This is a genomic window from Neobacillus niacini, from assembly GCF_023715785.1.
GTDB lineage: Bacteria > Bacillota > Bacilli > Bacillales > Cytobacillaceae > Neobacillus > Neobacillus niacini_E.
On sequence record NZ_JAMBOX010000009.1, the window covers coordinates 96,374 to 110,545 of the forward strand.

The following is a 14,172-nucleotide window of genomic DNA, read 5'->3' on the forward strand; positions in this document are numbered from 1 at the left end:
TAATTCTTTAATGAGTTGAAGGGGGAAAGAGAATGGGTTTAAGATATTTGACAGCCGGTGAATCTCATGGACCGCAGCTGACGACCATTTTGGAGGGATTCCCTGCAGGGATGCCGTTAGTCGCGGAAGATATCAACAATGAACTTTCCAGACGGCAAAAAGGGTATGGCCGGGGAAGAAGAATGCAAATTGAAAAAGATACCGTTGAAATCATGTCAGGCGTAAGACATGGGTCTACACTCGGTTCCCCGATTGCTCTTGTTGTAAAAAACAATGACTGGAAGCATTGGACTAAGATCATGGGACAAGAACCACTTGAAGATGTAGAAGCGGATGAAGTAAAACGCAAAGTCAGCCGTCCCCGTCCGGGACATGCGGATTTAAATGGGGCGATTAAATATGGCCACCGAGATATGAGAAACGTCCTTGAACGTTCATCAGCCCGCGAGACAACCGTCAGGGTTGCTGCAGGTGCGGCCGCAAAAAAACTCCTGTCATTAGTCGGTGTCAATATTACGTCCTATGTTGTCGAGATTGGCGGGATTAAAGCAAGCGTGGATCCCTCCTTAAGTTTGGAAGAGTTAAAGGAGCGATCGGAAAACTCGCCAGTCCGAACGGTCGACTTGAATGTCGAACAGGAAATGATGAAAGCCATTGATGAGGCCAAGCAAAACGGAGATTCCATTGGCGGTGTTGTCGAAGTTATTGCGGAAGGCATGCCTGCCGGAGTTGGCAGCTATGTTCATTATGACCGCAAATTGGATGCGAAATTGGCTGCAGCCATCGTGAGCATCAACGCCTTTAAAGGGGTTGAGATTGGCATTGGTTTTGAGGCGGCACGCAAACCTGGCAGTGAAGTCCATGATGAGATCGCATGGGATCCTGCCGAGGGGTATTACCGGAAAACCAACCGCCTTGGCGGTTTTGAAGGCGGTATGACTACCGGCATGCCTGTTGTAGTAAGGGGTGTGATGAAGCCGATTCCTACGCTTTATAAGCCGTTAATGAGTGTAGATATTGACACAAAGGAGCCGTTTTCAGCAAGTGTTGAACGTTCCGACAGCTGTGCAGTGCCGGCAGCGGCCGTAGTCGCGGAAGCTGTTGTCGCATGGGAGCTTGCCAGTGCCTTAGTTGATCAATTCAACAGCGACCGATTTTCCGCCTTTGCCGAGGAAATTAAAAAGCATCGTGCCTATGCGAGGGAATTTTAAATGGCAACGCTAGAAATCCAAACTGAGTCCAAACAATATCAGGTCTTTGTCGAAGAAGGGGTTCGAAACGATATTCGCTCGTTTTTAACCAATCATTTTCCCGCACTGACTAGAATATTAATTATTACGGATGAAACGGTCTCTAAGCTGCATCTGGAGAGATTATTGGCAGCACTGGACCCATTAAGGCCGCTTGTTTTTACCGCACCAGGCGGAGAAAATGCCAAAACCTTTGATGTTTACTATGACGCTTTATCGACCGCTCTTGAAAGCCGGCTTGACCGGAAGTCGGTTATTTTGTCATTAGGCGGCGGGGCGGTTGGAGATTTGGCCGGATTTGTGGCAGCGACTTACATGAGGGGAATTCCGTTTATTCAAATTCCAACGACTATTCTTGCTCATGACAGTGCTATCGGCGGCAAGACAGCCATCAATCACCCGCTGGGCAAGAATATGATCGGTGCTTTTTATCAGCCTGAGGCAGTGTTTTATGATTTGGACTTTCTTAAAACACTCCCGCCCCAAGAAGTTCGCTCCGGCTTCGCGGAAGTAATTAAACATGCGTTGATTTTTGATCCTGATTTTTATGATTGGCTTAATGCGAATATTGCTGACCTGAATAAGATCAGCATGGAGCAATTATCACAGTGTCTGATAAAAGGGATTTTGATTAAAAATGAATTTGTCAGCCGCGATGAACGGGAACAAGGAGTTCGCGCCTACCTCAATTTTGGGCATACATTGGGACATGCCATTGAGGCTGAAATGGGCTACGGTAACTTTACCCATGGAGAGTCCGTCATGATTGGAATGGTATTTGCTTTAAAGCTAAGTATTGAAAGGGCAGGGCTGGCATTTAAATTGGAAGAATTTATTGATTGGATAACCCGACTTGGGTATATCAGTGAAGTTCCAGCCAGCCTTTCACACGAAAAGTTACTGAGAAAAATGAAACAGGATAAAAAGTCAGTCGGCGAGTCGGTTCGCTTTGTATTGCTTGAAAAGGTAGGGGAGCCTATCGTTCAAACAATCTCCGATTCTGATTTATTGGAAAAGCTGAAGGACTATTAACAAGGGGGAATAATGATGTTTAGAGGGGTGAGAGGAGCGACAACGGTCAGCGTTAATTCGGAAGCAGAAATACTTGCCGCGACAGAAGAACTGTTGGCGAAAGTAATCGAGGCAAATCAAATTCAACCTGAATCCGTCGCATCCGTTTTAATCTCCACAACTGAAGATATCGATGCAGCTTTCCCGGCGAGGGCATTGCGAAAGTTTGCGGGGTGGACGTATGTTCCTGTTATGTGTATGCGCGAAATTCCGGTGCCGGGTTCGCTTAAAATGTGCGTCAGGATCATGATGCACGTCAATACCAGTGTATCCCAGGAGGAAATCAAACACATTTATTTAGGGAATGCTGTCGTCTTACGGCCAGACCTGGGCGGCAATCCGGCATAATGGCATAAATCTTTTCGAAAAAGACCAATAACCGAAGGGATGAGTAAAATGAGATGGAAACAGCAATTATTGCAATTGACACCCTATCAACCGGGAAAGTCAATTGAATCGGTAAAAAGGCAATATAATCTTGAAAAGATCGTCAAACTTGCCTCAAACGAAAACCCGTTTGGCTGTTCAAAAAACGCACAATTAGCACTTCAGGGGAATATTTCTAGCTTAGCTATTTATCCGGATGGCTACGCGACTATTTTAAGAGAGAAACTTGCCTCGTTTTTACAAGTCGATGGGGATGAATTGATTTTTGGAAACGGCTCAGATAATTTGATTCAGATGATTTCAAGGGCCCTGCTGCATCCGGAAGCTAGTACTGTTATGTCACGGAACACCTTTTCACAATATAAGCATAACGCAGTCATTGAAGGGGCTATAATCAAGGAAGTACCTGACGTGAACGGTGAGCATGATCTGCCAGCGATGCTTGAGGCAATTGATGAACAAACGAACGTCGTTTGGGTCTGCAGTCCCAACAATCCAACAGGTACATATATACCAGAGGGCAAATTAATATCATTCCTTGAAAAAGTTCCACCGCATGTTTTGGTTGTTTTGGATGAGGCTTACTTTGAATATGTAATAGCGGATGATTACTATGATTCCATTCAATTGACCCGCAAATATCCAAATTTAATTGTGTTAAGGACTTTTTCAAAAATTTATGGCCTTGCCGCACTAAGAGTTGGCTACGGGGTGGCCAACCGGTCTATTATCAAAGCACTTGAACCCGCTAGAGAACCATTTAATGTGAATGCATTGGCTCAAATCGCAGCAACTGCAGCAATCGAGGATCAGGAATTTGTCGAACAATGCCGGAATAAAAACCGACAAGGAGTGGCGCAATTTTATGATTTTTGCGCTGTCCATAATTTAAGCTATTTTCCGACCCAAACAAATTTTATTTTAATAGATTTTAAAGTGGATGCCGATCGGATGTTTCAATTTTTGCTGGAAAGAGGATTCATTGTCCGGTCTGGAAAAGCGCTCGGTTTCCCGACAGCAGTAAGAATTACGGTAGGTTCCGCTGAAGAAAACGAAGGTGTGCTGGCAGCGCTGAAAGAGTTCTTGGAACAAAACTAGGAGGAGTTTCATTGGAAGGCCGTGTATTTATTATCGGGTTAGGATTAATCGGAGGATCTTTGGCGCTTTGTATTAAGAAAGAACATCCCGCATCCGTGATTGTTGGCTTTGATATAAACAGGGAACAATCAAGACTGGCAAAAATGCTTGGTGTGATTGATGAAGCGGCAGAGAATATCCCGGTTGGTGCCAAAGATGCCGACTTGATTATTGTTTCGGCGCCTGTAAACGACACGAAATCGATCATTCGGGCCCTCTCTGGGCAGCCGTTAAAGCCAGGAGTCATTGTTACTGATACAGGCAGCACCAAAACAACAATTGTCGATACGGCCAGCAGCTTAAAAGAGCGGGGAATTACGTTTATTGGCGGCCATCCGATGGCCGGTTCCCATAAGACCGGCGTGTCGGCAGCAAGAGACATCCTATTTGAAAATGCTTTTTATTTGTTGACACCTGAAGAACAGGTTGAAAGCACAAAAGTGGAGATATTGAAGGATTGGTTAAAAGGGACTAAGGCCAAATTTTTGACGATTACAGCGGAAAATCATGATTATTTAACAGGGATTGTAAGCCACTTTCCCCATATCATTGCCGCTTCGATTGTCAGGCAAACTGAAAAATTATCTGGGTCAGAGTCGTTGATCCCAAGGCTTGCTGCCGGCGGTTTCCGGGACATTACCCGAATTGCTTCGAGCAGCCCGCAGATGTGGAAGGATATCTTATTGCATAACCGAAAAAATTTGATTTCCCTGCTGGACCAGTGGAGCGAAGAAATGCAAGGGGTTAAAGCGATGCTGGAAAGCGGCAACGCGGAAGACATTTATGAATATTTTCAGCAGGCTAAACAATTCCGTGATGAACTGCCCAGCAAGGAGAAGGGAGCCATTCCGGCTTTTTATGATTTGTATGTGGACATTCCTGACGTTCCGGGGATTATTTCTGAAGTAACCGGATATTTGGCACAGGAAAACATCAGCATCGTAAACATTCGTATCCTGGAGACACGCGAAGACATAAATGGGGTCCTGGTCATCAGCTTTCAGACCGAACAGGACCGGCAGCGTGCCGAAAAATGCATCCTGACTTATACAAGCTATTCAACCTCCAACGGTTCCTGACAGATTTAAATAATAAAAGGTGATAAAATGGCATCATTAAATTTAAAAACAAATATCAACAGTTTACATGGCGAACTCACAATTCCGGGGGATAAATCGATATCGCATCGCTCTGTTATGTTTGGCTCGATTGCCCATGGCATTACGAGAGTAACTAACTTCCTGCCTGGTGACGATTGTTTAAGTACCATTGCCTGTTTTCGCAAGCTCGGCGTAACTATAGATGAAGAAGATGGCCAGCTTATTATCTATGGAAAAGGGTTCGAAGGGCTGACTGAGCCCAATGAAGTTTTAGATGTCGGCAATTCCGGAACCACAATCCGGCTGTTAATGGGAATTTTGGCTGGCCGGCCATTCTTTTCAATACTTGCCGGTGACGAGTCGATTGCCAAAAGACCGATGACACGGGTTACTGGTCCGTTAACCGAAATGGGTGCCGCCATAGATGGTCGAAAAAATGGTGCCTTTACACCAATCTCCATTCGCGGCGGCAAGCTGAATTCATTTCATTATGAACTTCCGGTCGCCAGTGCCCAGGTTAAGTCGGCATTGATCCTTGCAGGTCTACAAGCCAAAGGGGATACGACTATCGTAGAGCCTGCTGACACACGAGATCATACAGAACGAATGATACGCCAATTTGGCGGTGAAATTCATAAGGATGGTCATGTTATTTCCGTTACAGGCGGACAAAGGCTTACCGCGGCAGACGTTCACGTTCCCGGGGATATATCCTCCGCGGCATTTTTCCTAGTTGCTGGTGCCATTCTGCCAAATAGTAAAATTGTCCTTAAGAATGTTGGATTGAACCCAACCAGGACTGGCATTATCGAGGTCTTAACGAATATGGGTGCAAACCTAGAGATTAGCGTAAATGACAAAAACGCCTTTGAACCATCAGGAGACCTTGTCATTAAAACAACTAATCTTAAGGGCACTGTCATCGAAGGCGGATTAATTCCGAAATTAATCGATGAAATTCCAATCATCGCGTTAATGGCAACACAGGCTGAGGGTACCACGATCATAAAAAATGCGGAAGAATTAAAAGTAAAAGAAACAAACCGGATAGACACGGTTGTCAATGAACTGAAAAAATTGGGCGCCTCCATTGAGGCCACCGAAGACGGCATGATTATTCACGGGAAGGCCAAGCTGCATGGCGGGACGGTCTCAAGTCACGGTGACCACCGGATTGGCATGATGCTGGCAATAGCCGCCCTGCTTTGTGATGGCGAGGTAATTCTCGAAAATCCAGAATCAATCGCTGTTTCCTATCCCAACTTTTTCAGCCATTTAAATAGTCTTATGTCGTAAAAGCTGCCGTTACAGGCAGCTTTATTTTTTAGTTATCAATGATAAGTCATAGTTTTTTGAAAAACTGCATAGCTTGTCTTAAGAAGAATAAGAAAAGGGTGGTTGGGTGGCATATATTATCGAGAATGCCAATATCCTTAAAAATAAAGGGCTGACAACCAGTTCGTTATTAATTCATGGTGACCGTATCGCTGGAATCAGAAGCAGGTTTAATCGCTATCGCCTAATAAAAATGAATTTGGAACCCTTTATTATGAATCCGTCTTATGTGATGCTCAATTCTGTAATCCCCGCGAATGGCTCCTTTCAGGAAATGAAAAAAAGTATGATTGAACAAGTATTAATAAAGGGGTGCACCACCCTGATTACGTATGCAGCCGTTTCTTTTGAGGAAGAGTTGGAAGGGAAAATATCTGAGATGGCCACGGCCCTGATGAGCAGCCCGATTGATTTTATCATCGGGATAAAAATTCCGACTCGGCTGATTACCCCCAGTTTTATCAGAAAATGCAAAAAGGAAAAAATTCCGGCTATATTCTTGGAACTATCAAGCCAAGAAGAACTGACAAAAGTACCATGGGGCTGGATCAGGGAAGCGTTATTTCCGTATAATTGTCCGCTCATTCCTATTATTTCCTCTGATAAAAAGAAGGAAGCGAAGACCCTTTTGTCGAAATGGAAAGATATTACGATGAGAGAAAAAATTCCGGCCATTTATGAAGAAGTTGCCGAAAATCAGCCTTTGTCCGTACCTGTATTAAATAAAATTGGCGTTTATCCCAAAAAAGCAAGTCTGATGATTGGCTCGGAATTAAGTTACAATTTGTATCGTAAATCAAGAGAAATCATGAATGTTGATGAACTCGAGTTATTTCATTATCATGGTGATAGACTTGTTTTAACAATACACAAAGGAAAAATAGTTCGTTCCGGAGCAGAGGTTTTATTTAAGCCTGGATTTGGTGAACATGTAAAGGTGCTAACCCCATCCTATTTTTCTTTGTAATTTAATGAATTCGAGGTAACGGTCAATGGACAAAATCGAAAGAATTATGGCACTGTTGGAAAACGGCCAACATAAAGAGGCCATAGCTGAATATATTGTTGTATTAAAAAACGGCATGCCTGAAGAGAAATTCCTGTTGGGAGAAGGATTGTTCCAGTATGGATTCCTTGACGAAGCCAAGGCTCTGGTTGAAAATTTGCTGGCTATATATCCTGAGGAAGGTGAACTGCTTGTCCTGTTGGCGGAGATTTTAATGGAGGCGAGCGAAGAAGAGAAGGCAATCCTTGTCCTCGAACGAATTTCCGAGCAAGATACCCATTATGGCCAGGCATTATTGCTGCTAGCCGACCTTTATCAAATGCAGGGGCTTTATGAAGTATGTGAAAGCAAACTGTTGAGGGCAAAGGAACTATTACCCCATGAAATCATTATTGATTTTGCGTTAGGTGAGCTTTACAGTGAACGAGGGGAAATAAGAAAGGCAATGGAAGCGTATGAAAAGGTATTGGAAGAAACGAATGAAATGGCCGGGATTAACATTCATGGGCGGCTTGCAGAACTGTTAAGCTCCTCAGGTGCTTTTGAAGAATCACTGGTTTATTATGACAAGGCACTTGAGGAAAAACTCGAGATTAATATTCTTTTTGGCTATGCCTTTACTGCACTTCAAGCAGGGTATAATCGTACAGCCATTGAAAAATTTACTGAATTGAAAGAGCTGGACCCTGAATACCACTCGTTATATTTGTATCTTGCTCAGGCCTATGAACGGGAAGAAGAATTGGAAAGCAGTTTACAGTCTGTTCAAGAAGGATTGAAACAGGATGAGTTTAATAAAGATTTATTTTACTATGGTGGAAAAATAGCAATGAAACTGGGGAAAATAACCGAGGCAGAGCAGTATTTACGTGAGTCTCTCGTTTTGGATCCGGGATTTGCCGAAGCAGCCCACGTTCTAAATCAGCTGTTCCTTCAGCAGGAACGTTATGAGGATGTATTGGAATTAATCTCTGAACTGGATGTTATCGAAGATGAAGAGCCGCAGTTTTTATGGGATGCAGCGGTCAGCTGCCACAAGTTGGAGGAATATTCACTCGCATTGGACAAATACGAAAGTGCATATACTTTTTTTAATAATAACGAAGACTTTTTGAACGATTATGGATATTTTTTAATTGAGGAAGGAAAAAAGGGCCGCGCTGCCGAAATTTTTAAACAGCTGCTAAATTTTGACCCAACCAATGACGAATATTTGGATGTGCTTGAACGTTTAACCGATTTGGATGTAAATGATAAATAAAGCTTAAAAAGCTGAATTTGCAGAGGAGGGAAACTTTTATGGCAACCCCTGTTTCTGTCAACGAGAAGAAGGATTTTATTCGCTGGTTTTTAAATCATTATCAATTAAAAAGAAGAGAATGTGTGTGGATTCTCAATTACCTGATGAGTCATGACCAATTGATGGAAAAGGTTCACTTTGTTGAACAGGCACAATATTGCCCGCGCGGCTTGATTATGTCAACCCATTGTGTCGATAAAGTCCCGTTCCGCTTCTATAAGGAAAATGTCATGACGACCGACGCTGAGAAATCCTTTCACGATATCCGCTTAAATCGAGATGAAGACATCTATATCCAATTAAACTTCCATGCCTCCAATCAGGCGCACCAATATGCTGCTGTTCTGGAGGAGAATCCTTATGTTCCAAAACATCTTCAAATTAACGAAAAGGATGGAATCATTGCCGAGCAATTTCTTCAAGGCAGCATCGATCGTTTTCAACGCGATAAACTGTTAAAAATGATTGATGAGGCGTTGGATAAACAAGACCGGCAGGCATTCCAAATGTTAACGGAGAAATTGAATAGCCTGACAAAGGCTGAAAAAAAAGGAAGTTTGCGCTGAGCAAACTTCTTTTTACGTTAGTTTTAAAGAGCACTTTTTCTTTTTAGTTTTTGGAGATAATGATATTATAGTAGGGAGTGATATATAAAGGATAGGTGCAAAATATGAAATGGATACCACGAGAGATTGAAACATACCTTTCCGCCAAGGAATATGTCGATACGGCTGTTGTACCCTTATATTTAGTTGACATAGGCGGACAAATGAAAGAATCAGCGGAAGCGGCAGAATTTATAACCTTGCTGACAAATTATCTGGAACGGCAATTTACCGGAAGACTTCTACTATTCCCGCCATTTACATACTTAACTAAAGATGCTAGCGAAGTCGTCTCACAAAAACTGCAAGCATGGGAAAACGAGATTGCGGGTGCAGGATTTAAACATATCTTTTATATTACCTGTGATTTGGAGTGGCGAAACCATGAGGAGGAACTGAATGGCACCGTCATTTGGCTTCCATCTATGCCGTTCGAAGGAATGAATGATTCCCAAAAAGTGACTGTCATTGATCGCCAGGTAAAGCAGCTGCTAAGTCTCTTTACGAAAAAATGGCATGAAAATTCATTAAACAATTCATAATACTTATTTTTAAAATAGTATTGATATTGACCTTGCTGGAAGATTGATATATCATTGTTATGTCCTAGTTTTATATGTGTATATTTATGTCCGCTGGACTTAAATTTGTGAACAGAGGGGGGGATAAGCATGAGCAAAGAGCGCGTTTCAAGACGTCAATTCTTAAGCTACACATTAACAGGCGTTGGCGGTTTCATGGCTGCAGGAATGTTAATGCCAATGGTTAGATTTGCTGTTGATCCTGTTTTAAGAGCTGAGGAAGGCGGAGATTTCATCGCAACAAGCCAAAAGGTAGCAGACCTTACTGACAAACCAGTACGGGTGGACTTTACCTTTAAGCAAAAGGATGCCTGGTATGAGTCCGAGGTTACTAATACTGCCTGGGTTTATAAGGAAGGGGATAAGATTGTAGCCCTGTCTCCTGTTTGTAAGCATCTGGGCTGTACGGTTAACTGGGGTGGCGATAAAGAGCATCCCGACCAATTCTTCTGCCCGTGTCACTATGGCCGGTATACAAAGGATGGAACAAACGTTAAAGGCACACCGCCTTTAGCACCACTTGATGTATATCCATACAAAGAAAAAGACGGTTTCCTTTATTTAGGTAAAGCTAAACCACGGAAGGAGGCGTAATCATTGTTAAACAAAATTTACGATTGGGTAGATGAACGTTTAGATATTACGCCTATGTGGCGCGATATCGCAGACCATGAGGTGCCTGAGCATGTTAACCCGGCGCATCATTTTTCGGCGTTTGTATACTGCTTTGGCGGTCTGACTTTCTTCATTACAGTTATTCAAATTCTTTCTGGTATGTTTTTGACCATGTATTATGTGCCGGATATCAAAAATGCATGGGAATCAGTATTTTATCTGCAAAACCAGGTTGCTTTCGGACAAATTGTCCGCGGTATGCACCACTGGGGGGCAAGTCTAGTTATTGTAATGATGTTTTTACATACACTACGCGTCTTTTTCCAAGGTGCTTATAAAAAACCTCGTGAACTAAACTGGATTGTCGGAGTACTCATCTTCTTCGTCATGCTGGGATTAGGGTTGACAGGTTACCTGCTGCCATGGGATATGAAAGCGCTATTTGCAACAAAAGTTACACTGCAAATTGTAGAATCAGTTCCTTTTGCGGGTCCTTACCTTAAAACATTAATGGCAGGTCACGAACACATAGTTGGCGCGCAAACTTTATCACGTTTCTTTGCAATCCACGTATTCTTCTTGCCTGCGGTATTATTTGGATTAATGGCTGCACACTTTGTGATGATTCGCAGACAGGGTATTTCAGGACCACTATGATCTAATGATTAGTTGGAATTGTACGATTTTTCTCATTACTGCGGAAAAAGGAGGGGGATTGCTCGATGCATCGCGGTAAAGGTATGAAGTTTGTAGGCGACTCGCGTGTTGTGGCGCCTGAATTGCGCAAAAAAATGCTTCCGAAGGATTACTCGGAATACCCTGGTAAAACAGAGGCGTTCTGGCCTAACTTCCTATTAAAAGAATGGATGGTAGGTGCGGTTTTCCTTGTTGGTTACTTGTGTTTGACAATTGCACATCCGAGCCCGCTTGAAAGAATTGCGGACCCGACCGATACGGGATACATTCCGTTACCAGACTGGTATTTCTTATTCTTATATCAATTGCTTAAATATACTTATGCTTCTGGTCCATATACAGTGGTAGGTGCAATGGTTATTCCAGGTCTTGCATTTGGTGCCCTGCTGTTGGCGCCATTTCTTGACCGGGGACCTGAACGCCGCCCAAGCAAACGTCCATTGGCTACCGGATTTATGCTATTAGCGATTGCCGCTATCACATTTTTAACCTGGCAATCTGTTGCAACTCACGACTGGGAGGCAGCGGAGCGACAGGGGCAAATCGTTGAAAAAGTGGAAGTCGATAAAAGTGCAGAAGGCTACAAGATTGCCAGTGAAAATACATGTCTCACATGTCATGGCGACAGCTTCCAAGGCGGTTCTGCAGGACCTAACTTAACAAATGTTGAGTTAAAACCTGAGGAAATTGCCAAAATCGCTAAAGAAGGTAAAGGCAAAATGCCAGCAGGTGTCTTTAAAGGTGATGACGAACAGCTGAAAAAGCTTTCTGAATTCATTGCAGGCCTTAGCAAAAAATAATGACGATAAAAAGCTGACGGGTACTCGTCAGCTTTTTTGGTTAAAGGAAGGAGTGTTTATGTGCGCTGGATTTATCCTATACTTGCGAATCGGTCGATTTTATGGTTATTACTGATTGTCAATATTGCGGGAACCATTTATGGCTATTATTGGTATGGCTGGCAGCTGAAGAAAACCCCGGCCATCTTTTTGCCCTTTGTGCCAGACAGTCCAACTGCAAGTCTTTTTTTTGTATTGGTTCTGATGGCTTTTTTACTTAAGAAAAACTGGCCGCTGCTAGAAGCGTTGGCGATTGTCACTCTCTTCAAATATGGCATCTGGGCTGTCGTGATGAATATCCTCGTGTTTATTGTCCAGGGGAGTCTGGATCCAGTCGGTTTCATGCTAATCCTCTCACATTTTGCGATGGCTGTGGAGGGGCTGTTATATGCACCGTTTTATCGATTTAAAATAAAACATTTGCTTATTGCGGCAATCTGGACTTTACATAACGATATCATTGATTACGTCTTTTTCATGCTGCCCAGCTATCATATGCTGGACAAGTTTATACCGCAGATTGGCTATTTTACGTTCTGGCTATCGCTCGTTTCGATTGGAATTGCCTACTACTTAGTCGTGAGGAAAAATCGGTTTAAACTGGAAATTAACTAGATTTGATAGAAAACATGGTCTAACCTTGTCCACCCCTTCATACATTTTATTAGTACCGAAAGGGGGGACAAGGATTGAAATTAAGGCGGTTCCTTTTATTTGCAATGATCTTTTTGCTTATTCCCATCTCAGTAAATGCTCAAACTCAATCACCTATAGAGAGGCTTGATGATATTTCCGATGAGGCTCTCCAGATGGTAAAGTTTCATAGATATGAGGATGCAAAAAAACTGCTCGATTATTTTTCCAATCAATTTAAAACAGTGACAGGTACAGAGCGGAAATTAACGCTTGATGAGGTAAGGATTATAACCACCTCGCATGATGAAGCAATGGAAGCGGCGGTTAGTCCCGACATGAAACATGAGGAACGAATCAATAAACTGACAAAGTTCCGCCTTGTCATAGATGCCATCGCCACCAGCCATCAGCCATTGTGGACTGAAATGGAAGACCAGATCATGATGGCGTTTCATCAGGCCAAAGAAGCTGCGGTAAATGGCGATTCAGCCCATTTTCATTCAAACTTTAATACTTTTTTATCCTTATATAATGTTATTTATCCTAGTATGAAAATTGATGTGCCAGTAGAAAATATACAAAGATTAGATGCCCGGATTAAATTTATCGATGAATACCGCTCCCAGGTATTGACTGATTTGGGGGGACAGCAGGAACTGGACAACCTTGATCAGGATTTGAAAAATCTTTTTTCCAATATTGAAGATGATGAAGCGGACCCATCGCTATGGTGGGTAATCATTTCAACTGGAAGCATTATTATCGCCACACTATCGTATGTCGGCTGGAGAAAATACAAGGGTGAAAAAGACATGAGGAAGGATTGGTCTAGAGAGCATAAAGATTGACTCTGGTCTGGCGGCTTTACTAAAATGTTATACAACACGAGCTCCAAGGAGGTTTCATTATGCTGTTTTTACTTTATTTTGCTGTCATCGTGCTGATACCTTTATGGGCCCAAATGAAAGTAAAAGGCACATTTAAAAAGTATTCCCAGGTCCCTACATCGACACATCGCCGCGGTGCTGAAGTAGCCAGAGAAATTTTGAACGCAAACGGGTTGTTTCATGTCGGTGTTGAGGAAGGGCGGGGGTTTTTAAGTGACCATTATGATCCCCGGACAAAAACGGTTCGGTTGTCACCGGAAAATTATCATGGACATTCGATTGCTGCTGCCGCAGTTGCGGCTCATGAAGTCGGACATGCCATTCAAGACGGTGAAGGATATGCGTTTTTACGGTTTCGCCATGCGCTTGTTCCCGTCGCAAACTTGGGATCAAATGCTTCATGGATCCTGATTATGTTAGGGATAGTTTTTCATGCGAGCGGCATGTTGTTATTAGGAATTATCTTTATGGCGGCAGCCGTCCTATTTCAAGTGGTCACCCTGCCGGTTGAATTTAATGCATCAAGCCGCGCAATGGATCAGGTTATTTCACTTGGTCTTATTGCCAATCGGGAAGAACGGGAGGCCCGCAAAGTTTTAAACGCAGCAGCCTTGACCTATGTGGCCGCGGCCGCTGTAGCCGTTCTTGAATTGTTAAGACTGGTGTTGATCTTTACAGGAATGAATAGGAGCGAGGACTAAAAAAGACGCAAATCGCGTCTTTTTTT

16 protein-coding genes are annotated in these 14,172 nt (G+C 43.1%); all 16 read left to right on the forward strand.

The window, feature by feature from the left end:
* The first annotated feature begins 32 nt into the window (after positions 1-32).
* The 16 genes from aroC (at position 33) to M3234_RS16820 (ending at position 14,146) form a co-directional block, all read left to right on the forward strand.
* A complete protein-coding gene (gene aroC, locus M3234_RS16745) occupies positions 33-1,211 on the forward strand; it encodes a chorismate synthase (protein WP_262305802.1) in 1,179 nt (392 codons plus the stop codon).
* Positions 1,212-2,282 carry a 3-dehydroquinate synthase gene (aroB, locus tag M3234_RS16750; protein ID WP_262305803.1) on the forward strand — a complete coding sequence of 357 codons (1,071 nt, stop codon included), beginning with the start codon at positions 1,212-1,214 and terminating at the stop codon, positions 2,280-2,282.
* A gap of 15 nt (positions 2,283-2,297) precedes the next feature.
* On the forward strand, positions 2,298-2,669 hold the full coding sequence (gene aroH, locus M3234_RS16755; RefSeq protein WP_262305912.1) for a chorismate mutase: 372 nt from the start codon (positions 2,298-2,300) through the stop codon (positions 2,667-2,669).
* Between the two features lie 48 nt (positions 2,670-2,717).
* On the forward strand, positions 2,718-3,806 hold the full coding sequence (gene hisC / locus M3234_RS16760; RefSeq protein ID WP_262305804.1) for a histidinol-phosphate transaminase: 1,089 nt from the start codon (positions 2,718-2,720) through the stop codon (positions 3,804-3,806).
* A gap of 11 nt (positions 3,807-3,817) precedes the next feature.
* The gene (locus M3234_RS16765) at positions 3,818-4,924 is read left to right on the forward strand and encodes a prephenate dehydrogenase (protein ID WP_262305805.1); all 1,107 of its coding nucleotides are present in this window, start codon (positions 3,818-3,820) and stop codon (positions 4,922-4,924) included.
* A gap of 27 nt (positions 4,925-4,951) precedes the next feature.
* Positions 4,952-6,241, forward strand: a complete 1,290-nt coding sequence (gene aroA / locus M3234_RS16770) for a 3-phosphoshikimate 1-carboxyvinyltransferase (RefSeq protein WP_262305806.1) — start codon at positions 4,952-4,954, stop codon at positions 6,239-6,241.
* Positions 6,242-6,347: 106 nt separating this feature from the next.
* Entirely contained in the window at positions 6,348-7,247 is a 900-nt protein-coding gene (locus M3234_RS16775) for a hypothetical protein (protein ID WP_262305807.1), read from the forward strand.
* A 25-nt stretch (positions 7,248-7,272) separates the two neighbouring features.
* On the forward strand, positions 7,273-8,547 hold the full coding sequence (locus M3234_RS16780) for a tetratricopeptide repeat protein (RefSeq protein ID WP_262305808.1): 1,275 nt from the start codon (positions 7,273-7,275) through the stop codon (positions 8,545-8,547).
* A 38-nt stretch (positions 8,548-8,585) separates the two neighbouring features.
* A complete protein-coding gene (locus M3234_RS16785; RefSeq protein WP_262305809.1) occupies positions 8,586-9,152 on the forward strand; it encodes a ReoY family proteolytic degradation factor in 567 nt (188 codons plus the stop codon).
* A 104-nt stretch (positions 9,153-9,256) separates the two neighbouring features.
* Complete coding sequence (locus M3234_RS16790; RefSeq protein ID WP_262305810.1) at positions 9,257-9,733, forward strand: YpiF family protein; 477 nt, start codon at positions 9,257-9,259, stop codon at positions 9,731-9,733.
* Between the two features lie 129 nt (positions 9,734-9,862).
* Positions 9,863-10,366 carry a QcrA and Rieske domain-containing protein gene (locus M3234_RS16795; protein ID WP_066312908.1) on the forward strand — a complete coding sequence of 168 codons (504 nt, stop codon included), beginning with the start codon at positions 9,863-9,865 and terminating at the stop codon, positions 10,364-10,366.
* A gap of 3 nt (positions 10,367-10,369) precedes the next feature.
* Entirely contained in the window at positions 10,370-11,044 is a 675-nt protein-coding gene (gene qcrB, locus M3234_RS16800; protein ID WP_066312911.1) for a menaquinol-cytochrome c reductase cytochrome b subunit, read from the forward strand.
* A gap of 65 nt (positions 11,045-11,109) precedes the next feature.
* Entirely contained in the window at positions 11,110-11,883 is a 774-nt protein-coding gene (locus tag M3234_RS16805) for a menaquinol-cytochrome c reductase cytochrome b/c subunit (protein WP_262305811.1), read from the forward strand.
* Positions 11,884-11,943: 60 nt separating this feature from the next.
* Positions 11,944-12,537, forward strand: a complete 594-nt coding sequence (lhaT, locus tag M3234_RS16810) for a lipoprotein heptaprenylglyceryl N-acetyltransferase LhaT (protein WP_262305812.1) — start codon at positions 11,944-11,946, stop codon at positions 12,535-12,537.
* Between the two features lie 74 nt (positions 12,538-12,611).
* Complete coding sequence (ypjB, locus tag M3234_RS16815; protein WP_262305813.1) at positions 12,612-13,406, forward strand: sporulation protein YpjB; 795 nt, start codon at positions 12,612-12,614, stop codon at positions 13,404-13,406.
* 59 nt (positions 13,407-13,465) lie between these two features.
* The gene (locus M3234_RS16820; protein ID WP_262305814.1) at positions 13,466-14,146 is read left to right on the forward strand and encodes a zinc metallopeptidase; all 681 of its coding nucleotides are present in this window, start codon (positions 13,466-13,468) and stop codon (positions 14,144-14,146) included.
* Positions 14,147-14,172: the final 26 nt, after the last annotated feature.